Origin of the sequence: Lentibacillus salicampi (assembly GCF_004565465.1) — a bacterium.
Taxonomy (GTDB): domain Bacteria; phylum Bacillota; class Bacilli; order Bacillales; family Amphibacillaceae; genus Lentibacillus; species Lentibacillus salicampi.
Genome location: NZ_SRHY01000020.1, coordinates 35446 through 55301 on the forward strand (window position 1 = coordinate 35446; position 19856 = coordinate 55301).

The 19856-nt window shown below is 41.8% G+C and carries 24 protein-coding genes and 1 riboswitch; of the genes, 17 read left to right on the top strand and 7 right to left on the bottom strand.

Features of this window, described 5'->3' with window-relative positions; genetic code table 11:
* Nucleotides 1-137: 137 nt before the first annotated feature.
* From E4U82_RS11895 to E4U82_RS11900, 3 genes are all read left to right on the top strand, one after another.
* The gene (locus E4U82_RS11895) at nucleotides 138-1811 is read left to right on the top strand and encodes an ABC1 kinase family protein (protein ID WP_135110406.1); all 1674 of its coding nucleotides are present in this window, start codon (nucleotides 138-140) and stop codon (nucleotides 1809-1811) included.
* A gap of 214 nt (nucleotides 1812-2025) precedes the next feature.
* Complete coding sequence (locus E4U82_RS20470; protein ID WP_280688975.1) at nucleotides 2026-2160, top strand: hypothetical protein; 135 nt, start codon at nucleotides 2026-2028, stop codon at nucleotides 2158-2160.
* Nucleotides 2138-2470 (top strand): GNAT family N-acetyltransferase, encoded by a 333-nt coding sequence (locus E4U82_RS11900; protein WP_167751396.1) that lies wholly within the window; start codon nucleotides 2138-2140, stop codon nucleotides 2468-2470. Before E4U82_RS20470 ends, E4U82_RS11900 begins: the two co-directional genes overlap by 23 nt.
* 52 nt (nucleotides 2471-2522) lie before the next feature.
* Here the strand turns inward: E4U82_RS11900 and E4U82_RS11905 are convergent, their stop codons facing one another.
* Nucleotides 2523-2744 carry a hypothetical protein gene (locus E4U82_RS11905; RefSeq protein ID WP_135110408.1) on the bottom strand — a complete coding sequence of 74 codons (222 nt, stop codon included), beginning with the start codon at nucleotides 2742-2744 and terminating at the stop codon, nucleotides 2523-2525.
* 607 nt (nucleotides 2745-3351) lie between these two features.
* Between E4U82_RS11905 and E4U82_RS11910 the strand changes: the two genes are divergently transcribed.
* The gene (locus tag E4U82_RS11910; protein WP_245183567.1) at nucleotides 3352-4563 is read left to right on the top strand and encodes a CynX/NimT family MFS transporter; all 1212 of its coding nucleotides are present in this window, start codon (nucleotides 3352-3354) and stop codon (nucleotides 4561-4563) included.
* Between the two features lie 199 nt (nucleotides 4564-4762).
* Here the strand turns inward: E4U82_RS11910 and E4U82_RS11915 are convergent, their stop codons facing one another.
* Nucleotides 4763-5212 (bottom strand): hypothetical protein, encoded by a 450-nt coding sequence (locus tag E4U82_RS11915; RefSeq protein WP_135110427.1) that lies wholly within the window; start codon nucleotides 5210-5212, stop codon nucleotides 4763-4765.
* 172 nt (nucleotides 5213-5384) lie between these two features.
* On the opposite strand from E4U82_RS11915, the gene E4U82_RS19900 reads away from it, so the two are divergent.
* From E4U82_RS19900 to E4U82_RS11945, 8 genes are all read left to right on the top strand, one after another.
* Nucleotides 5385-5537, top strand: coding sequence for a hypothetical protein (locus E4U82_RS19900; RefSeq protein WP_167751397.1), 153 nt, complete (start codon nucleotides 5385-5387; stop codon nucleotides 5535-5537).
* A 149-nt stretch (nucleotides 5538-5686) separates the two neighbouring features.
* The gene (gene sspO / locus E4U82_RS11920) at nucleotides 5687-5836 is read left to right on the top strand and encodes a small acid-soluble spore protein O (RefSeq protein WP_135110409.1); all 150 of its coding nucleotides are present in this window, start codon (nucleotides 5687-5689) and stop codon (nucleotides 5834-5836) included.
* A gap of 199 nt (nucleotides 5837-6035) precedes the next feature.
* Nucleotides 6036-7628: an esterase/lipase family protein gene (locus E4U82_RS11925; protein ID WP_135110410.1), complete on the top strand. Its 1593-nt coding sequence runs from the start codon at nucleotides 6036-6038 to the stop codon at nucleotides 7626-7628.
* A 166-nt stretch (nucleotides 7629-7794) separates the two neighbouring features.
* Complete coding sequence (locus E4U82_RS19905) at nucleotides 7795-7941, top strand: hypothetical protein (protein WP_167751398.1); 147 nt, start codon at nucleotides 7795-7797, stop codon at nucleotides 7939-7941.
* A gap of 138 nt (nucleotides 7942-8079) precedes the next feature.
* Complete coding sequence (locus tag E4U82_RS11930) at nucleotides 8080-8862, top strand: serine hydrolase (protein WP_167751399.1); 783 nt, start codon at nucleotides 8080-8082, stop codon at nucleotides 8860-8862.
* A gap of 79 nt (nucleotides 8863-8941) precedes the next feature.
* The gene (locus E4U82_RS11935; RefSeq protein ID WP_135110412.1) at nucleotides 8942-9628 is read left to right on the top strand and encodes a uracil-DNA glycosylase; all 687 of its coding nucleotides are present in this window, start codon (nucleotides 8942-8944) and stop codon (nucleotides 9626-9628) included.
* Nucleotides 9629-9830: 202 nt separating this feature from the next.
* Nucleotides 9831-10532 carry a YrrS family protein gene (locus E4U82_RS11940; RefSeq protein ID WP_167751400.1) on the top strand — a complete coding sequence of 234 codons (702 nt, stop codon included), beginning with the start codon at nucleotides 9831-9833 and terminating at the stop codon, nucleotides 10530-10532.
* Between the two features lie 282 nt (nucleotides 10533-10814).
* Nucleotides 10815-10859, top strand: a riboswitch (PreQ1 riboswitch).
* 6 nt (nucleotides 10860-10865) lie between these two features.
* Entirely contained in the window at nucleotides 10866-11354 is a 489-nt protein-coding gene (locus E4U82_RS11945) for a QueT transporter family protein (RefSeq protein WP_135110414.1), read from the top strand.
* 171 nt (nucleotides 11355-11525) lie between these two features.
* Here E4U82_RS11945 and E4U82_RS11950 read toward each other — a convergent pair whose 3' ends face one another.
* The 3 genes from E4U82_RS11950 to E4U82_RS11960 form a co-directional block, all read right to left on the bottom strand.
* Complete coding sequence (locus E4U82_RS11950; protein WP_135110415.1) at nucleotides 11526-12236, bottom strand: hypothetical protein; 711 nt, start codon at nucleotides 12234-12236, stop codon at nucleotides 11526-11528.
* Between the two features lie 201 nt (nucleotides 12237-12437).
* Complete coding sequence (locus E4U82_RS11955) at nucleotides 12438-12914, bottom strand: nucleoside deaminase (protein WP_135110416.1); 477 nt, start codon at nucleotides 12912-12914, stop codon at nucleotides 12438-12440.
* Nucleotides 12915-12966: 52 nt separating this feature from the next.
* On the bottom strand, nucleotides 12967-13476 hold the full coding sequence (locus tag E4U82_RS11960; RefSeq protein WP_135110417.1) for a YfiT family bacillithiol transferase: 510 nt from the start codon (nucleotides 13474-13476) through the stop codon (nucleotides 12967-12969).
* A 229-nt stretch (nucleotides 13477-13705) separates the two neighbouring features.
* On the opposite strand from E4U82_RS11960, the gene E4U82_RS11965 reads away from it, so the two are divergent.
* Nucleotides 13706-14350, top strand: a complete 645-nt coding sequence (locus E4U82_RS11965; protein ID WP_135110418.1) for an SDR family oxidoreductase — start codon at nucleotides 13706-13708, stop codon at nucleotides 14348-14350.
* 94 nt (nucleotides 14351-14444) lie between these two features.
* Here the strand turns inward: E4U82_RS11965 and E4U82_RS11970 are convergent, their stop codons facing one another.
* Nucleotides 14445-14927: a DUF4188 domain-containing protein gene (locus E4U82_RS11970; RefSeq protein ID WP_135110419.1), complete on the bottom strand. Its 483-nt coding sequence runs from the start codon at nucleotides 14925-14927 to the stop codon at nucleotides 14445-14447.
* A 2-nt stretch (nucleotides 14928-14929) separates the two neighbouring features.
* Nucleotides 14930-15178: a virulence activator alpha C-terminal domain-containing protein gene (locus tag E4U82_RS11975; protein ID WP_135110420.1), complete on the bottom strand. Its 249-nt coding sequence runs from the start codon at nucleotides 15176-15178 to the stop codon at nucleotides 14930-14932.
* 66 nt (nucleotides 15179-15244) lie between these two features.
* Between E4U82_RS11975 and E4U82_RS11980 the strand changes: the two genes are divergently transcribed.
* The 4 genes from E4U82_RS11980 (at nucleotide 15245) to E4U82_RS11995 (ending at nucleotide 19762) form a co-directional block, all read left to right on the top strand.
* Nucleotides 15245-15922 carry a helix-turn-helix domain-containing protein gene (locus E4U82_RS11980; RefSeq protein ID WP_135110421.1) on the top strand — a complete coding sequence of 226 codons (678 nt, stop codon included), beginning with the start codon at nucleotides 15245-15247 and terminating at the stop codon, nucleotides 15920-15922.
* Between the two features lie 44 nt (nucleotides 15923-15966).
* Nucleotides 15967-16509, top strand: a complete 543-nt coding sequence (locus E4U82_RS11985) for a PIN domain-containing protein (RefSeq protein WP_245183568.1) — start codon at nucleotides 15967-15969, stop codon at nucleotides 16507-16509.
* 305 nt (nucleotides 16510-16814) lie between these two features.
* Entirely contained in the window at nucleotides 16815-19376 is a 2562-nt protein-coding gene (locus E4U82_RS11990) for a type I restriction-modification system subunit M (RefSeq protein WP_135110423.1), read from the top strand.
* A complete protein-coding gene (locus tag E4U82_RS11995; protein WP_135110424.1) occupies nucleotides 19373-19762 on the top strand; it encodes a hypothetical protein in 390 nt (129 codons plus the stop codon). The genes E4U82_RS11990 and E4U82_RS11995 overlap by 4 nt, the downstream gene beginning before the upstream one ends.
* Nucleotides 19763-19856: the final 94 nt, after the last annotated feature.

The following is a 19856-nucleotide window of genomic DNA, read 5'->3' on the forward strand; positions in this document are numbered from 1 at the left end:
ACTATTATAGTTAAAACAATGACACCTTGCAAATGCTTCGGCAAAGCACATCTATGTTTAACCATAAAAAAGAAAAGGAACAACGAATAATCTGTGGAACATTTTAACCATACGATAAGACAGGGGGTGACGAATGAATGCTTGGGAAACGAATCAGGCATACGAAACGATACCAGGAAATTCTGAATGTACTCGTAAAGAATGGTTTCAGTCACTTTCTGTTTCGCGCCGGTTTAATCGACCGGGGGCTGGCAAGGAACAAGGAATCCACAGACGTCAATACAAGTATGAAAAGTGTGGGTAAGCGGCTGCGTCACGCCTTGCAGGAATTGGGGCCCACAGCTATTAAATTGGGGCAAATTGCAAGTACGCGCCATGATACATTGCCGCCGGAGATTACGGAAGAGCTGGAAAAACTACAGGATGATGCACCCGTTCTTGATTTTGATCACGTTCAGAATACGATTGAGACGGAATTGGATGATACCCTTGAAAATTTATTTGCCCATGTAAATCGCGATCCTCTGGCAACAGCTTCAATTGGACAGGTGCATGCCGCAAGTCTATTGAGCGGGGAAGAGGTCGTGGTCAAAGTGCAGCGTCCAGGGCTTAAACCCAAGATGGAAACAGATCTGGAAATACTTCATGGTATTGGGCATATGCTGGAAGAGCGGACACTCTGGGCGCAGCGTTACCGGCTTGGCGACATAACCGATGAGGTTTCCGACACACTGAGGAATGAACTGGATTACATAATGGAAGGCCGTAGTGGAGAGCAGGTCGCGCAGCAACTTGACAGTGAGGCTTTTATTAAATTCCCGGACATTTACTGGGAACAGACGACCCGGAAAGTCCTTACAATGGAAAAAATCAACGGTATTAAGGTCTCCAATAGCGAGAAGCTTGACGAAGCAGGCTATGACCGGGCAATCATAGCCAGGCGTCTGGCGGATGCTATGCTACGGCAGATTCTTGACAATGGTTTTTTTCATGCGGATCCACACTCAGGGAACATTCATATTTTGCCAAAAAATACGATTGCGTTTCTGGATTTTGGCGAAACGGGTCATATCAGTGACAATCTGAAACGCCATTTCGCCTCAATCATTGTCAACTTGCACCAAGGTGATACCAGAGCAATGATTAAAACCTTTTCAAGGATGGACCTGATTGAGGAAGAGACCGATTTAGAGAAACTGAAGCGTGATCTTGATAAACTCCATCAGCAGTATGAAAATGTGAAGATGAAAGACCTTAGTCTCGGACGGATTATTATTGGTATTTTCAATGTTGTTTACCAACACCATATTAAGGTTCCGACTGAATTGGTCATTATCAGCAAGACCATCCTGACGCTTGAAGGCGTGCTCGGCAAACTTGACCCGGAATTCAGCTTATCACGCGCCGCTGAACCGTTTGCCCGGAAATTACTGCTGAGGCGTTATCATCCCCGGGAGATTATTCGGAACTCATTGCAGGGAATCGGGGACAATCTTGACATTTTGACTGATTTGCCGAAAGATATAAAAGAAATCATGTCCGTCGTGAAAAAAGGCAGGGTAGGCTTAGATATCAACGTGAATCACGTCGACGAAATTATGCGCCGGATGGATAGGATCAGCAACCGGATTGCGTTCAGTATCCTAATGCTGGCGTTTAGCATCATCATGGCCGGCCTGATTATCGGATTAGCTGTTGTTGGTCAAAATACCGTCATCTGGGAGCTGCCAATCATTGAAATAGGCGCGGTGATTGCCTTACTGATGTTTATTCTAATGGTCGTCATTATCATACGCTCTGGCCGGATGTAGCTGTTAGAGGCCAGCGTCAGCTGTTATAAAGACCAGCATAGGAAAAAACGGTTGAGGAAGGCAGGTGTTTAGCCACCCTAAAAAAACAAGGATCATCATTTTCCGGATTGAAGGCGGGAAGATTGCAGAACAATGGTGTGAAATGAGCGATTTGCAAGTTGTTCAGCAATTATTAGGCAGTGAATTTTTAACAGCAAAGTAAAGGAGGGGGAGCATGCAGATAACATTTGTACCTTTGAGTGAAGAACAATTTAACCGGTATTATGAAACAAAACTACAGGAATACGCCCATGAACATGTCAAAGCAGGGAACTGGAGCGAAGAGAATGCGCTGGAAAATGCTGCCTAATGGCCTGAAAACGAAGGACCATAAGTTATGGTCTATCATGGATGATCATGAGGTTATCGGGATGTTGTGGGTGTATATCAAGTCAAACAATCGTGATAAGCAGGCATTTATATACGATATTGAGTTAGATGACAATCAGCAAGGCAAAGGGTATGGAAAAGCGACGATGACAAGGCTTGAGGAATCTGTCAGGGCTGAAGGCGTCAGCCAAATCGGCCTGCATGTGTTTGCGCATAATAAACGTGCTCTCGCACTTTATCAAAAAATGGGCTATGAAGCGGCAAGTTATAATATGGTGAAAAGGATTTGAGGGGATATCCAAATGCAGGATACGATACTGCTTTAGATGCCCCCCCTGTCATTTACTTATGACGCCCTTTTTTCATTTTGGCCTGTTCGAGCCATTCGTCGATTTGGTCTTTGGTCCATCCGGCTTTGTCACCAATCATAACGGTTGGCTCGGGAAGTAAACCTCTCCCTTTATATACGGACAGCTGCCGCGTTGTGTACTGAATGCCTTCTTCTTTGGCAAGGTCTGCCATTTCTTTCAGCCCGTAGTATTGGACCGGTTCTTTTGACGCCATTTACAACACCTCGGGTCGCATAATTTATTCAAACTTTCACCGTCTGCCTTTGTACAATGTAACGAGTGCTGCCAGGCTGATAAGCATCGAAACAAATGAAAGCAGTCGTCAGCATTGGATAAACACCTTGACAGGTATGGAATGTTAAGGGTATGATAAGCATATAATAGTGGGTGAGGAAAGGGGAGTTTAACCCCTTGTCCTCTTTGGTTGTTTTTTGAATCTTTCTCCGGTTGGTGCGGAGAAGGATTCTTTTCTTTTCGGATGTATAAATCCCGATACGTTGTCACGATTGCTGTAACAAAACCAACGAATGCCGTAACGAGACTTATGACAACCGACAGAAGTCCAATCTGATTCACTATTATCACCCCCTTTCTCAAGGAGGAAAGGGCAGTTATCATACCCTTAATGTTAAGATATACCACTCAGTTGAATAAGTCAACCATTTTCCCGGAACACCTGGCTGGATATGCCTTACACAGGCAAAAGACATTTTAAATCAAATCATGTCTGATATAATGGAATGTCAAATGATCATTCAGTACAAGAAAGAAACGTGGGGTGGACCTGAGTAACATGGGCAGACTAAGATCGGGGTGAGTGTTTGGAACAAGGAACAATGACAGTGGAGAAGCAACGTAAAATTGCCAGGTGGGGGCTCTTGATCGGCGTCCTGTTAGTCGCCTCTAACTTGAGAGCTCCCATAACGGCAGTAGGGTCGCTGTTGCCTTATATTCGTGAAGACTTGGGAATCAGCAATACTGTGGCGGGGAGCCTGACCACATTACCGCTATTGGCCTTTGCAGTCGTTTCGCCGTTTGCTACTGCTGTGGCCAGGCGTATCGGTATGGAGCGGACGATTTTTTATTCATTCATTCTACTGACGCTTGGCATAATTGTACGGACGTTATTCGGCGTGACACTCTTACTTATTGGGACAACCATTGTCGGGTTGGCTATCGCATTTGGAAATGTTCTATTGCCGGCTGTCATCAAGATGAAATTTCCGTTAAAAATCGGATTGCTCACAGGCCTGTATGCAGTATTTATGAATATCTTTGGCGCGTTGGCATCAGGCGTTAGTCTACCGCTGTCACGGATTTCCGGCTGGGGATGGCAGGGCTCACTGGCCTCCCTGGCGATACTGTCGATTGTGGCTCTAATTGTGTGGCTGCCACAACTCAGGAAAAAAGCCGAAGTGCAAAAAAGGGACGGTGCAGCCGGCACAGCAAAAAATAATATTTGGAAATCCCCTCTAGCCTGGAATATTACCGTTTACATGGGTACACAATCCATGGTCTTTTTTGCGATGGTTTCATGGCTCCCGGATATTTTGAAAAATAGCGGGTATTCATCTGACGTTGCAGGCTGGATGCTTTCGCTGATGCAATTGGCCTTTATTCCATTCACATTTATTACTCCAGTTATTGCTGAAAGATTGTCGAATCAAAAGTTACTGGCAGCCATTACGGGCATCTTGGTCATGGTCGGTGCTGCCGGGCTTCTGACGGGGACTGTCCTCATGATAATTGTTGCTGTTATTTGTATCGGTGGTGCTTGTGGAGCGGCCTTCAGTCTGTCGATGATGTTTTTCAGTCTGCGGTCAAACGATGGACACGAAGCTTCCAACATATCCGGCATGGCCCAGTCGTTTGGCTATTTGATAGCTGCAATTGGGCCGGTTTTATTAGGTTTTATGCACGACGTGACAGCTGCTTGGATTTTCCCAATTGCGGTAGTGGGCATAACAGGTGTTATTTTGATTGTGACCGGAATAAAGTCGGGAGCAGATAGGAAGATAACGAGTGTTCATTAACGCAGGCGGAGAAATTAACAAAAAGGTGGTCTTTTCAACCGGGAGCGACTGTTGAAAAACAAAGACCTAATTGCTCGCATAAATAAGGAGGAATGAAGTCTTTGCTTTTATCATTCAATATTATATTATCCCATTGGTAAATCTTGTGACAATCACTCGGAAAAAAGATGACATTAGTGGTACGTGCTTATAAACGTAATCATTGTAAACGTCTGAACCCTTCCTGTTGAAGATAGTCTGCTGCACCATTATAAGTTGGATAGGTTGCATCCAGCATATCTCCAGCATAAATATTCCATAAGTCAAAATCATAAACCAGTTGAAGTGTTTCGTTTTCCGCATTTATCCATGTTTCTTCAAACGGTTCAGGTTCGGACAGGGAGTCAATGGATTGTTGAACCACTTTACGAAGTTCATCTTCCGTAAAGTCACGGATGTTCACCATCCCTTTTTGATCAGTTTCATAGTTATCATCTATTTGTTCAGCATATACAAACCCGTTCCCGTTTGGGTGCAGGCGATATACTACGATTTTCTTATCCATGATACTTTCTTCAAAGTGAAAATTCACACGGCCAAGGGATATGTCCCTTCGCACAAGTTCAGGAAATGATTCAATAATAGCGAGTTTTTCGTCAAATGTAAGCATGTTACCTCCAAAAATAGTATTAAAATGCATTCCCTATTGTACCACCTGTATCTTGAAAAATACGAGGAATCCGGTTTTGCTGGTGCCCAAATACAATTTCCGTGTTTCCGAGCATGATATACTAGAGGATTAAGATGGGCTAAATTATTGCAATAGAGATGGAGGTTTAATAATGATGCGAAGTTCCAACCATAACAACCAAATGGCTTTATTTTTTATGATTATTTTGCTTGCCGCTGCAGCTGATATTCAATATAAAGGATTGATATATAGGCTGTTATCACAGCGAGCACAAGTTAAATCATCCAAATTATTGAAAAACTAATAAATTATGGTGGAATGTATCACCGAAAAGTCATTTGTCATATTCGTCCTTCCTTGAACGATTAGGTTTCCTGCGCCAGAATAGTCAATAACAGCATGATTGTTTAATCAACACCATTTGGGTCAAACTACCGCGTGGAGGTGTATCAAATGGCTAAGGACAAAAAAGAAAAGAATGATGTCAGTGATGAGCAGGCAATCCGGAAGAACCTCACGAGAAAATATGACCATGAATTTGCCAATGAACCATTAACTGAAATGGAAAAGGCCAACAATCAGAAAACGAAAAAACGACAGTAAGGATGAAAAGGGGTGGTTGCAGCCATTCCCTTTTTTATTAATAATGTTGGACAGGAGCCTCTGAACATTCATGACGCAGATCTATTTGAAAATATTAAAAGTGTAGATGATCATTACCCAAACCCTATCGCTGACCTCATCATACCCTTGCAATAAGAATAAAATCTTATGAGCAAAATTCTTTAATGGAGGGTATAGAATGAAAGATAGTTTGAAACGTTTGTTATTTTTCTGTTTCGGAGGGATCCTTATGGCTGCCTTTAGTATTCCGCATGTCGTTGCGGCTTCTGCTGAAAAACCCCAGACCCCAGAACCAATATTGGTTGATGAACAAAAAAGCGATGTTACGATAACAGGAAAAGCAGGTAACGGAAACAGTGAAACTCCCGGAGAGTGGTATGCTGGCGCTGAGCCGCCGAATTTGGTTCCGAACGCGCCTGTTTTGCTTTTTGTTCCCGGATTGAATAATATCGCTCAGGTTTTTTGGGAAGATAATGATATGTACCAAACAGCATATGATGCCGGTTATCAAACGGCTTTTGTCCAACTGCATGACGCCGGGGGAGCATCTGCCGATATGTGGGACAACGGAGAATTACTTGCAGAAAAGATCCGGGAAATCTCCGCACATTTTGATGCCTTGCCGATTACTATTATCGGCCACAGCAAAGGTGGTGTGGATGCGCAGTCAGCACTGACGTATTATGGTGCCGAGGACTACGTCGAGAATGTTATTACATTATCAAGCCCGCATCATGGTTCGCAGCTGGCTGATTTGGCGTACAGCGCATGGGCTGGTTGGCTGGCAGATTTGATAGGTTCGCAGGGAGAAGGTACTTATGCGATGCAAATGGGTCATATGGAAAATTTTCGTGCTAAGATAGACGCTCAACCACTTGCATATCATAATGACTATTTTACACTCGGCGGAACGGGTTGGGGATCATTATTTTCCTCCACCTGGTTTGGCGGGACGTATTTATCGCAATTTGGTGAAAATGATGGTGTCGTGACAACAACTAGCAGCAGTCTCCCCGGCGGTCATGAGATTATGATAGGTGACTGGGATCATACGACCATAAGGACAGGCGAAACTTTCCGCACATTTGAAGACTATATTTCGGATACAAGAGTTCAGCGTGATTTAGCGCTGAAACAGGATTCGGTGAGTAAGAATTCGTCCACCTTCAATCACTGGGTTAATGGCGGTCCACTAACCGACGAAAAGGAGAAAACGATAAGTTTATCTGTTGAGGAAAACGTCGAAAAGGTGCAATTGCAATTGCTAACTGCAGATCAGCTTTCAATGATTAAGTTAACAGATCCGTCCGGAAAAGTACTCAACCCGGAATTTAAAAACCATAAAGAGACAGAGGCATATTTTGCTGGTGCTAACAGTAAAGGGCTTGTTATTGATCATCCGAATCCCGGTCAGTGGAAGCTGCATATCTCGGCCGAACAGGACGACGCCTATTTGCTAATAGCTGATTTCCAGACAAAACCAAAACTTTACCATGTGCAAAAAGACATACAAAAAAATCAGCTCATTTATCATTTAGATGTCGATTCGGCGCAAATAGCAAATGATTCTTTAAGCGCGGTATTTCATGTGACAGATACGAAAAATCAATCCAGCACAAAAACCTTTTCCGTTAATGGAAGCGCTAATATGACTCAGGCAATGCAGCTCGATCAGGCGGATACGGTTTATAATATAACGATCGATATCAGTGGTAAAACAAAAGAAGGGTTTGTTTTTAAACGAACGGTGGTGGATTCGGTTTATTATTAGGTTGATAGGCTGCTTTTTCTGCTTTGGGGTCAAATACAGGAATGAGCCTTTCTTTTTCAAGAATTGGTTGTGATTCCTGTGGAACTTAAATAGCATAAATTATAGACGCCATTGAAGTGATGTTTTATAATAGTTTTAATAGAATCAAAAAGGACGGGGTTCTCCCATGAGTGATGTATCCACTGATGAAATACTGCAAGCCATCAGGGAATTGCAGAATCAGATGAACGGTGGATTTGCACGGGTTGATAAACGGTTTGATCAAATGGATGAAAAAATAGATCGAGTGCAGGAAGTGTGGATCTGCTGGTGAAGAAAACATGGAACAATGAAAAGGGATCCCTATTGGGTGAAAAAACACCACAGGCATAGAATGAATAGCGTTGCAGTCTGAGAGGCTGCTTTTTTTCACTGATAATTAAAAACCTACCGAAGATGAGGGGGTATGCAGATGACCATCGAACAATTGGAAGCTGATGTGCACAGCCTTATGTTAGATTTTGATTCACCAGTCGGTCTGGTCATCAAAGAGGGTAACGACACGATCAATATCAATGAAGACGTACCAATGCCCGCTGCCAGTGTAATCAAGATACCGATTATGATGGAAGCATTCCGGCAGGCAGAGAATGGCTTACTGGACTTGTCGCAGAATATGGAGATCCCGACTGATGCTATAGTTGGCGGCTCTGGCGTTTTGCAGTTCCTGTCCGAACGGGTTTCAATGTCACTACTCGACTTTTTGACGCTGATGATCATCGTGTCAGATAACACAGCGTCTAATCTGGCACTTGAACAGACGGGCATTGAAAATGTGAATAATCTTTGCCGGGACCTTGAATGCCATCATACCGAAGTCCAGCGCTATTTCATGGATATGAAAGCAGCTGAGTCCGGCTTTGAAAATACGACAACAGCGGGTGATATGGTCAAATTTCTTGAGGAGATTGCTTCACCCAAACTCTTAACGAAAAAATCTGCCGGTCACATTTTTGACATCATGACGGGCCAGCAGCTGACATCAAAATTGCCCGCCTATCATACAGCTAATGATGTGGTGATAGCCAATAAAACCGGTGAACTTGCGATTGCCCAGCATGACGTGGGTATTTTTAAGTATCAGGACAAAACGGTTTTAGCTGCCGTGATGACGGATAGGATCACGGACCACATAGCTATCCAACAGACCATCGCCCGCATTGGAAAGGCGATTATGAGCTATTTAACCAAGTAAGCATACAGCCGTTTTCAGTTCTGGGCTTGCATGATATGATAATTTATATGAATCTATTGGCATGTTGGGAGCTGAGAATGTGGCGATATTAACGAACGACTGGTTGCCAGTCATAGAGAAGGAATTTCAAAAAGACTACTATTTGCAGCTACGCACATTTTTGAAACAGGAATATGGCAGTGTAACGGTTTATCCGGGAATGTATGATATTTTTAATGCACTTCACTATACGGACTATGAAACGACCAAAGTAGTCATACTTGGGCAGGATCCGTATCATGGAGCAAATCAGGCACACGGCTTGAGTTTTTCCGTTAGACCAGAAGTCAGCACACCGCCTTCTTTGCAAAATATCTACAAAGAACTGCATGAAGATCTTGGTGTTCCCGTTCCTGATCATGGGTACCTGGTGGACTGGGCCAAACAAGGTGTCCTCCTGTTAAACACCGTTCTGACAGTGAGAGCAGGACAACCAGCATCACATAGAGGAAAAGGGTGGGAAAACTTTACGAATGAAGTGATCCGGCAGGTGAATGCCAAACAAGATCCAGTTGTGTTCTTACTTTGGGGACGGCATGCTCAGGCAAAAGAATCGCTGATTACGGAACCACAGCACCTGATTATTAAATCGCCACACCCTAGTCCATTTTCCGCACATAAAGGATTCTTTGGCAGCCGGCCGTTTTCACGTGCGAATGATTTTTTGAAACAAGCAGGTCGTACACCAATCGACTGGCAGCTTGAGGTTCAACCCCGGAAAAAGTGACTCATATTACGAATAGACTATGGTTGAAGGAGCTATCAATCTGAAAATGATTGCTGAATTGCAAAATAAGTGCAGTCATTTTTTAAGGTTATATCTTCAAGTAGTAGTTTGGCATATATGCTATGAGGGAATCGACAATAAAATTCTCCAGCACGGTACTTGGTACTCGAAATGTCCTTCGGGGGTTGGAAAGGAGCTCAATATGAACAGAAGAACCGACATGAACCTGCGTAAGCGGAAGAATAAACGTGATATTATCCTTAATACGATTATTATTGTAGTCTTTGCGCTTATAGTAATCGTTGGAGCAAACATTGTATTTGGCGGCAGCGATACAGCTGAAGATGATCAAAACAGTAATGCAAACAGCGGTGGAGAAAACAGCCAGGAAGAAGTTAAAATCACTGAGAGTGGTAATGGTAAGGAACAATCACAGGCAGCAAGTTCTGACCAGGAAGACAGCGACAATCAGGATGAAAGTGAATCCAGCCAAAATGAGGACGCAATTGACCGTCTGGAAGTTAAAGATGACAATCAATCCGAAAGCAATGAAAACGACGACGACTCACAGGAAGATCAGAAAGAAAATGAATCCGACGAGAGCGAGAAAGGTCCAAACGAGGACAATATTGGCGAACCCATCGGTACTTCGCAAAACGGCGAGCATACATCCAGCTATGAAAAAGGTTCAGTAGACTGGAATGAAAAAATAAAAGCAATTCAAATGGCAACAGGAATGGGTGACGGCATGACACTCTGGCGCCTGCAAAGCGGGGGAGGCCCGCAAAAAGCTGTTGGAAAGGTGAGTCCTGAAGGCGAACAAAGCTGGATGTATGTCGTCAATCTTCAGTGGGTTGACCAAGAGGGATGGAAAGTGACGAACGTTAACAGACAAAGCCGGTAACGGTAAATACGGTACTGAAGATAAAAACAAGAGCCGCCTCGCTTATGATTCGCGAGGCGGCTCATTGCATGTTAACAAGACATCCGTCTATTGTATTGTTGCCATCCTGCACTTCCTTCATAAAAATTCCCCCACTCAATATATCCCTAAAATCGTAACAGCAGTAATCTACCATTTTCCGGCATTCGTCAAATGTATTCAACCAGGTTATTTTTGTGAACTAAAATCTCTTTCTTTATGATCCATTTCCGAGTATAATGAATTTGTTTGGGGACCGAGACCCAAACCGTGGTTCGAAACCATCCCACGAAAAAAAACTAAGGAGTGGTATCATTGAATATTAAAACACTTACCGTTAATGCGATTATAGCTGCTGCTTATGTCGCGCTGTCATTAATCGCTGCCCCGATCGCATTTTCGAACATTCAGTTTCGGATCCCGGAGATCTTTAACCACCTTGTTATCTTTAACACAAAGTACTTTTACGGGATTGTGCTGGGTGTCTTTTTAACCAATTTATTTTCACCAACCGGAATGTACGACTTGACATTCGGCGTAGCGCATTCGGTATTATCGCTTGGATTTGTCATATTTCTGGCGATATTTATTAAACACCGATTAACCCTGCTCGTCATCAATACGATTGTATTTTCGTTCAATATGTTTATTATAGCGTTTCAGCTGTATATGGCTGCCGACTTGCCATTTCTGCTGACCTGGTTGACGACAGCAGTGGGTGAATTCGGCATTATGGCTATCGGGATTCCGGTTATGATCATGCTGAACAAGAAATTGAATTTCAATGAGCTGATGGAAAAGTAATATATGAGGAAGAAACAAGTGTCCCGGAGCCGTGATGGTTTTGGGGCACTTGTTTAATGCTGAAAGGCTGGGGGAGGGAGATTAATTTCATAATAACTCCTCCGTTTAGTTGGTGCATGCTTGGACGCTTCAACAACCACTCATGAACCAGGGACTGCCTCTATGGCCCACTTACTCCTTTAACTCTGTATGCCTTCTTTCAATTTTTGTTCTTCCATCAGGCAATGCATACTCAGTCATATGATCCACATTACAGTTTTTCCTCGAGTTGTTACAATCCTCTTGCCAGTATCTGATGGCGACCTTTTCACCAGTTTGTTTTGCTTCTTTCATTTTGGCTTCCTTTTCCGCTTGCTGCTGCTGTTGCCTCTCCAGTAACGGTTTTGCATAAGCGGATGCTTGCTCGTATGTAAATTCCTCACCCAACGCTTCAATCAATGCTTCATCAACGACTGTCCGCCATCCACCGACTCTTTTAGCTACCCCCAGATCTCTTAGTAAATCAGCTTCATGGCCAAAAATGATATACCCGCTTAATGCTTTTCCATTGCGATAACTGACATTGATGGTTGAAACGCCATTAATGATATTCTCTTTTCGTTTTGCTTCGCGGTCAATGGCTTTTTGTTTAAAGTCTTTTTCGATTTGTTCAATGGTGTTTAGTTGCTCATCAGTAATCCCAATTTCTTTAACCATTATTCCAGCTATATGGCGGGGTCTAAAAAACGTTATAGCATTGCGTTCCCTTGATAGTTCCCTAACAATGATTTCATCACCGGATTCGTTTGTTTTTATAACATAGTCATTTGTGCCATTCACCATAACATTAAAAATAACTTCCTGATCGTTTATCTCGTTTTTTATCTTTAATGTATTCTCCATTTTCCTCACGACCTTTACTGATTTTAGAAGATAGCTATATCATGCGGAATACACGCATCCAACAAGTAATAAACGTTAAGTTTGGCAAAGGCGGAACTGCTCTCTAAAAAATAGATTACACGGGGTCCGTTTCTGTGTAACCTCATATGGAAATTATATGACAAAATCCGAGGAATGCCGAGAAGTGACAGGCATCGCTCGTCACTCCCCGTGAAGCTGCTGATGAAGCTCCCGAACTTGCTCAGATAGTTCGGGAGCAGGTCCATCCACTTGAATATCACGAACAACATCCTGAATAGGAAGATTCCGGACACGCGATGCAGGGACACCTAATTCACTCAGCCATTGTGCCAGCTGTTTGGATGAACTGGCATAAACAATTCGACCCAATCCTACCCAACCGTGAGCAGCAGCACACATTGGGCAATGTTCACCAGAGGTATATACTGTCGCTTTGCTCCGTTCTTCGGATGTCATGTTTTCAGCCGACCAGCGCGCCAAAGCAAACTCAGGGTGCCGGGTATGATCGCCACTGGATACGCGGTTATGGTCTTCTGCCAGCACCTCACCATCGGCTGCGACAAGAACAGAACCAAATGGCTCATCACCAGTATCCAAGGCATGTTTCGCAAGCTCAACACAACGCCTCAAATGTTTTAAATCGGTATCGTTTATCATACTGCATTCCTCCATCCTTGAGTCATCTTAAACCGTTGGCTTCCTATATTTTTTATTGTGATAATGCGATTTTTATATGGGCGAGGTGGTGCTCCTCGTGCCAAGCTAGTTTTGCCACTTTTGTCGAAACCGTTATTTCACCGCTATTCTGGAGCGTAAACGATCGTGTTAATTGCTCTTCTGTTAAACTATTTCCTAAAGATACGATGCGCTCATTAATCCCTTCCAGCAGTTTAATAGAACTTTTGACAGGGAGTTTTGTATCCGGCTGAACGGCCCATTTATCCTGGTCGAAAGCTGGTACTGTTGGATTATCATCTGTTAAAGCAAGCTTTAAACGTTGATACATGTTCAACTGAGAATCTGCAATGTGATGAACAAGCTCACGTACTGTCCAGCTGCCATCACGATATGTTCTGCTTAATTCTTCATCACTTAGTGAGTCAACCGTTTCTCTTAATCGAATCGTATAAGTCTCGATTTCCTTCAGCCATTCTCCAATATTCTCCAAGGTTACGTTTTCCGGAACTTGTAATGTACCAATTGGAAATCTGACATCCATGTAAAAATCCTCCTTGTCCTATTTCATTTACTTTAACATATCATAACTAGATCCTTAATTCATTTGGCATGGTTGTTGAATTCATTCCAAAGAATCAAGGGGACAAGTTGTTTTTGCGCCGTTTTACAATAGGTGTGGTTGTCGCCATCCCTTTTTCTATGTTTAACTCATCTCGCACATGGCAATAGTCATATCACACGATGATGATTATAAAGGAGTCGATGAAAAAATGAACGTACTAGTCGCAGGAGCAAACGGAAATACCGGCCGTTTGCTGATACAATTTTTGCATGAAGCAGGATATGAAGCTTATGGCATGGTTCGCAAAGAGGAACAAAAACAGAAGATATCCGAATTGGGTGGCACCCCTGTATTGGCGGATTTAGAGGGGGATGTCGGGCATGCAGCAAAAGGAATGAATGCTGTGATTTTTGCTGCTGGCTCGGGAAGCAACACCGGCCCCGACAAGACAACAGATGTTGACCGCGATGGTGCGATCAATTTGGTGAAAGCTACTGAAAATTTTGGCATCAAAAAGTTCATTATGATGAGCAGTATTGGTGCCGGACGCGACCCGGAAGTGATGGCAACAGACAATCCAAACATGAAACATTACTTGCAAATGAAAAAAGAAGCTGATGAATACCTGATGCAGACAGAACTGGATTACACAATAGTTCGCCCGGGCGGCCTAACCCATGATCCCGGCACAAGCAAAATTAAGGTCGCGGACGAAGTGGAATTTGAAAACATCCCGCGTGAAGATGTAGCCAAAACCATGATTGCCGCAATACAGGAACCAAACACATTTCACAAGGCATTTGAAATGGTATCAGGCAATACGCAAATTGAAGATGCATTAAAACAGGTATAGTGAAAGGACGGGGATCCCCGTCCTTTTGCTTGATTTACCTAGCGGATATGGAAAAGTTCTCCCTCCGCAATATATGAAAATACTTGCCATACAATTATTCTGTCCCTGTTCGCAATCGCTTCTTCGCATACCTCTTCGCAGCAGTCACCGGTGTATGCCCAGCAGCGTTAGCAAGCCCATAAACCGGCATATTCCCATAAATCGCCTCATACCTTCCCGCTGGCACGACATAGGTTTCATGATAAATCCCAACCGCCTCGGTATCGCCAATTTTTCGGTTGAAATTTTTCCAGGCTTTTAGATGTTTCTGTCCTTTTGAATAGGCAAGCAGATCCTCTTCCGACCGCCAGTATGTGATCATAACCGTTGTGCGGAGTCCGAAGTAATTTTCAATCGACAGAAAACCAAGCTCCTCCTGATTCTCACACAGTTCCCTTATCATTCCCGGCATCGCAGTAAACACCGGCAGCCATTTCCGGACGGCAAGCCGCTTATTAATCCGCATACCAATCAGAAACACAACAAGATCCCGATCATTTTCCGTCGTATACCGACCTTCATAAATGTTCTTCCCCATGATTATTCCTCCCAATCCTTTATTTCACGGAGGGTATCGCTGCACCACTCAATCGCAGCTGTAGTCATCTGTTTTCCATAATTCAGGGTAAACAGCCAATAAGGTACATCATCTTGGTTCTGTACATGCGAAGTGATCATTTCTTCAATCGCCTCGTACGTCTGGTAGCGATCCTGCAGTTTTTGTTTGTATGTTTCCAGATGGGCAATGTATTGGTTTTTTGGTAAACTTATTCGTGAAATGACAACCATAACGTTGATTTTGTTGAATATGTTGAGATTAAATAGTAAACTATAAGTAGGAGGGAGGGCATTCAAATGACAACTACGATGGACCGTGAACAAGAAACATTATGGGATACGGTGAAATTTTTAAACAAATTACACGATAAAGAAAAAGCTGAAATCCTTTTAAAAACAACGATTGAAAAATCATTGAGACTGATGAATGTTTATACACCTGTAGTATTACAATTACATTTCTCAATTCCAGGTGAAAACGATTTGGAGGATTTGAAACAATTGGATGCAGCTATACGGGGGAAAATGGAAACATATCAGTCTGAACAAACATTTGAAGAAGTACTGGATTATATCGATATGATCAGCAAAATGACACAAAAACCTCAAGAAACGAACAAGAAAATGTTGGCATCAATTCTTGAAAAAAAGACAAAAGAAACTGCCCGCGTTAGTAAAAGAGCTTACGCACCATTGGATAAATCAGCTGCAGTAGAGACGAACAAAGAAAGAAATCAGCAATTCTATACAACCAGTGAGGCAGCCCGTAAATTAGGACTTAGTGATCAAACAATACGGAGAATGTGTGAAAATGGGAAGTTTGAAGGTGCTTATCGTTCAGGAGGTGGACATTGGCGGATTCCTGAAGATAACTTCATAACATCAAAGCAACAGGATAAAATAGTTGATGAATTATTTGAACAAATAGATAGAAAAAATAAAGAAGCGGGGGATGTAGATAAGTTCGACCTCTAAGCGAAATAGTCCCCCCCCCCCCGAGGGTTTTTCTGGATACCACGGTGTTGTGTGGAGCTTTACGAAAAGATGGTATCAACCGCAAAATCCTCAGAGCTGCGCAATTTCCCCATTTTTACCGACCTATCATTTCAAAAGTGTGTTTGTTTGAATTTATCCGAAATGCTTCAAACGGACTTGGAAAAGGCAATCGTATGCTAAAATATGGTGGTCATGAGATTGAATTCTTTTTGAACGAATTCCTAAGTCCAATAACAGCGCATTATGCGGAGCTTCCTGTTAACAATTTTGTTGGCCGTTATAGCGTGGAAACGATTATGATAGAAAATCGTCCGATTGGAGCGGTACTAACTGAACTAAGTGGTTGCAGTAATGAAATGGCGGAACATATAACCTCTTCTTTGGGAATGAGTGAACCACTTTATCGCTTTGATCAAGAAGATTTTCATGTGTGGGTAACAGCCATTCAGGAAGAATGTGATTACATAGTCACCGCTAACAGCAGACGATTCCCTGCAAAAATAGGAAATATAGAACGAATTCATCCCTTCAAATTTTATGATTATTTAGATTCGGCTGCAGAGTGAAATATTATAACGTGCAATTGCCATATACTTGTCCTGAACCGCTTTTTATCGGTCCTAATCGCAGAAGTCACCAGCATATGATCGATCACATATCATTATGAAATATATCTTTTAGATACAGTAAGAGGTCAAGTGGAATTCTGAAAAATATCGGATTTTTAGTGATTTGTTCGGCGATGGTCATGTTTTTGTATGGGTTTTTTGGTAAACTTATATTTAAAGGATTTACACAATAGGAATGTTAATGTAAGTAAAGAGTTTTACAAAGAGACTTAGAGACAAATGAATCTGGTAGGGGGATATAAATGATTACATCAGATGAGATAAAAAGAAGGCTATGGGACGGTGCAAATAATCTTAGAGGTTCCATGGATGCAAGTCAATACAAAGATTATATGCTCGGTTTGATGTTCTATAAATTCTTGAGTGATAAAACACTGGAAACGTTTGTAAAAACGAGTGGTACGAAAGGTACGGAGGCGGAAATTGTTCAAGCCTACCAGAAAGCTTATGAAAGTTATGGCGATAATTTAATTAAAATGATTCAAAATGTGCTTGGCTATTATGTCTTGCCCCATCATCTATACCAAACATGGCTAAAGGATATTCGTGAGGGTTCATTTGAATTGGAAAAGGTTTCGGAGAGCCTGCAAAGCTTTGAACGAACGGTTGCGACAACAGGAGATATTGATGACTTTAAAGGTTTATTTTCAAGCTCAACCATCGACTTAACTGATACCGCTCTAGGAAGTAACTTAAATACGCGCAGTAAAAATATTCGTCAATTAATCGAGTTATTTGCTGATCTAAATATGATTGCACTCCAAAAAGGTGATGTGTTAGGCGATGCGTATGAATATTTAATCGGCCAGTTTGCTATGGAGTCAGGGAAGAAAGCCGGCGAGTTCTACACCCCACGTCAAGTGAGTGAAGTGATGGCACAAATTGTCGCAAAGACGACCAAGGTAGATTCCATTTATGACCCTGCAGTCGGATCGGGTTCTTTACTATTAACGGTAGGAAAACATTTGAATGAAGATGGAAGGAAAGATCTTCATTATTATGGACAAGAAAAAAACACAGCAACCTATAATTTAACACGCATGAACTTATTACTACATGGTGTCCGTCCAGAGAAAATGACGGTAAAGAATGGCGATACATTGGCGCAAGACTGGCCAGAAGATCCTGAACGACCAAATGAAGGGGTTCAATTTGATGCGGTGGTCATGAATCCGCCTTATTCGGTTAAAAATTGGAATCAAGAAGGCTTAAAAGTGACCGATCCTCGTTTTGAAATCGCGGGTGTATTACCACCTGATTCCAAAGGTGATTACGCCTTTCTTCTACATGGGTTATTCCACTTAGGTCAAGAAGGGACAATGGCGATCGTGCTTCCACATGGCGTGTTATTCCGTGGAGGTGCAGAAGGTGAGATTCGTAAACGTTTATTAGACAAAAACTATATTGATGCAGTGATTGGCCTACCCGATAAATTATTTACAAATACAGGAATTCCTGTAACGGTTATTATTTTAAAGAAAAACCGTGCATTAGATGAACCTGTTTTGATGATTGATGCTTCAAAATCTTTCGTCAAAGAAGGTAAGCAAAATGTGCTTCAAGAAAAAGATATTGCCAAAATCGTGGATACATATATCGAACGAACAGATGAAAAAGGATACAGTCATCAAGCATCACAAAAAGAAATCAAAGAAAATGAATATAATTTAAATATTCCGCGTTATATCGAGGCCTTGGATGAAGAATTCGCCCAAGATGTTGATGCGCATCTATACGGTGGCATACCGTTGCATCAAATTGAACAACTGACTGTGTTGCAGGATATAACAAAAGACGTTTTATACGAGGCTTTTCAGGAAGTGCGTCCTGGTTATGTAACGTTAACGAAATCCATCGATGATTTTACCGAAGATGTGTTAGCCGATGAAACGGTTCAAAAACAAATGGAATCTCTAAAAGAAGCTTTACTAACTTATATGCATACGCATTGGGGTAAATTAACAACTGTTCATGATGTGAACGACATCGGTACATTGAAAGAGGCGATGTTAACCGAAATTAAGCAGTTATTAAAAGAGTTTAATCATGTAAGCACATATGCTGGCTATCAGATTGTTGCAGAGTTATGGGAAAATAAGCTTGCGGAAGATACGGAGAAAATTGCAATTAGTGATTTCTATACAGTTGCTAGAACACGTGAACCGAATATGGTGACAAAAGGTTCAGGAAAAACAAAACGGACAGAACAACATGGTTGGATCGGTTCGATTGTACCGAATGACCTTATTTTAAAAGAGCTATACGCAGATGAATTAAAAGAAGTTGAAGCGAAAAAAGAGGCTTTAGCATCCATTACTGATGAAATGACTGAACTTATCGAAGCAGCAAAAGTAGAAGAAAGCGATGAAGAGGTAGCATTAGGTGACACTTTAAATGCAAGAGAAGATGATTTTACACTTACAGCAGTTAAAGCAGAAATAAAAAATGTTGAAAAAGATTCCAGTGAATATGAACTATTGAATAAAGTTAAAAAGTCACTTGAAGAAAAATCTGCGTTAAATAAAGATATTAAAGCAAAAGAAAAAACGTTAAACGACCAAGTAGAGGATAGAATTGAAAATTTAACGGATGAAGAAATTAATCAACTCATGTATAAAAAATGGTTTGGTAATTTAACGGACGATATAACCGGGTTGATAGAGATTCCACTTAAAAATGAATTAGATACACTAAAAGAATTAAAAGTAAAATATTCGGATACTTTAGAGACGATTGAAAAAGAAAGTCAATCACTCGAAAGACAATTTGAAAAAATGCTTTCTGAACTGGTGGTGACAGAGTGATGGAAGAAAAGAAGTTAGTGCCAAAGAGAAGGTTCTATGGCTTTAATGAAGAATGGAAAATAAAAAAGCTGAATGAAATTGCTGATATAAATCCTCCAAGTGTGTTACCTGATGTTTTTAAATATGTTGATCTTGAGTCAGTAATTGGAACGGAACTTATTAGTTATAGAACCGTAACTAGACTATCAGCACCTTCTAGAGCACAAAGGCTTGCAAAACATGGGGATATTTTTTACCAGACAGTACGTCCTTATCAAAAAAATAATTATAGGTTTTCCTTAACCCACACCAATTATGTTTTTTCATCTGGTTATGCACAAATCAGGCCTAAAATTGATAGTAAATTTTTAATTACTCAACTTTCGCAGATCAAAAATAGGCTTTAATTTAACTGCAGTATCACTCATTGGCAGCTGAATTATGTTCCTTGACAACATCACAATAAAAGAAAAACACCTCAACTTTTGGTATAGTTTAATT

Excerpts from the sequence above, each read along its gene's own strand:
- E4U82_RS11895 (WP_135110406.1), top strand. The coding sequence starts at position 138 with ATGCTTGGGAAACGAATCAGGCATACGAAACGATACCAGGAAATTCTG.
- E4U82_RS20470 (WP_280688975.1), top strand. The coding sequence starts at position 2,026 with ATGCAGATAACATTTGTACCTTTGAGTGAAGAACAATTTAACCGGTAT.
- E4U82_RS11900 (WP_167751396.1), top strand. The coding sequence starts at position 2,138 with ATGCGCTGGAAAATGCTGCCTAATGGCCTGAAAACGAAGGACCATAAG.
- E4U82_RS11905 (WP_135110408.1), bottom strand. The coding sequence starts at position 2,744 with ATGGCGTCAAAAGAACCGGTCCAATACTACGGGCTGAAAGAAATGGCA.
- E4U82_RS11915 (WP_135110427.1), bottom strand. The coding sequence starts at position 5,212 with ATGCTTACATTTGACGAAAAACTCGCTATTATTGAATCATTTCCTGAA.
- E4U82_RS19900 (WP_167751397.1), top strand. The coding sequence starts at position 5,385 with ATGATGCGAAGTTCCAACCATAACAACCAAATGGCTTTATTTTTTATG.
- sspO (WP_135110409.1), top strand. The coding sequence starts at position 5,687 with ATGGCTAAGGACAAAAAAGAAAAGAATGATGTCAGTGATGAGCAGGCA.
- E4U82_RS11925 (WP_135110410.1), top strand. The coding sequence starts at position 6,036 with ATGAAAGATAGTTTGAAACGTTTGTTATTTTTCTGTTTCGGAGGGATC.
- E4U82_RS19905 (WP_167751398.1), top strand. The coding sequence starts at position 7,795 with ATGAGTGATGTATCCACTGATGAAATACTGCAAGCCATCAGGGAATTG.
- E4U82_RS11930 (WP_167751399.1), top strand. The coding sequence starts at position 8,080 with ATGACCATCGAACAATTGGAAGCTGATGTGCACAGCCTTATGTTAGAT.
- E4U82_RS11940 (WP_167751400.1), top strand. The coding sequence starts at position 9,831 with ATGAACAGAAGAACCGACATGAACCTGCGTAAGCGGAAGAATAAACGT.
- E4U82_RS11950 (WP_135110415.1), bottom strand. The coding sequence starts at position 12,236 with ATGGAGAATACATTAAAGATAAAAAACGAGATAAACGATCAGGAAGTT.
- E4U82_RS11955 (WP_135110416.1), bottom strand. The coding sequence starts at position 12,914 with ATGATAAACGATACCGATTTAAAACATTTGAGGCGTTGTGTTGAGCTT.
- E4U82_RS11960 (WP_135110417.1), bottom strand. The coding sequence starts at position 13,476 with ATGGATGTCAGATTTCCAATTGGTACATTACAAGTTCCGGAAAACGTA.
- E4U82_RS11965 (WP_135110418.1), top strand. The coding sequence starts at position 13,706 with ATGAACGTACTAGTCGCAGGAGCAAACGGAAATACCGGCCGTTTGCTG.
- E4U82_RS11970 (WP_135110419.1), bottom strand. The coding sequence starts at position 14,927 with ATGGGGAAGAACATTTATGAAGGTCGGTATACGACGGAAAATGATCGG.
- E4U82_RS11975 (WP_135110420.1), bottom strand. The coding sequence starts at position 15,178 with ATGGTTGTCATTTCACGAATAAGTTTACCAAAAAACCAATACATTGCC.
- E4U82_RS11980 (WP_135110421.1), top strand. The coding sequence starts at position 15,245 with ATGACAACTACGATGGACCGTGAACAAGAAACATTATGGGATACGGTG.
- E4U82_RS11990 (WP_135110423.1), top strand. The coding sequence starts at position 16,815 with ATGATTACATCAGATGAGATAAAAAGAAGGCTATGGGACGGTGCAAAT.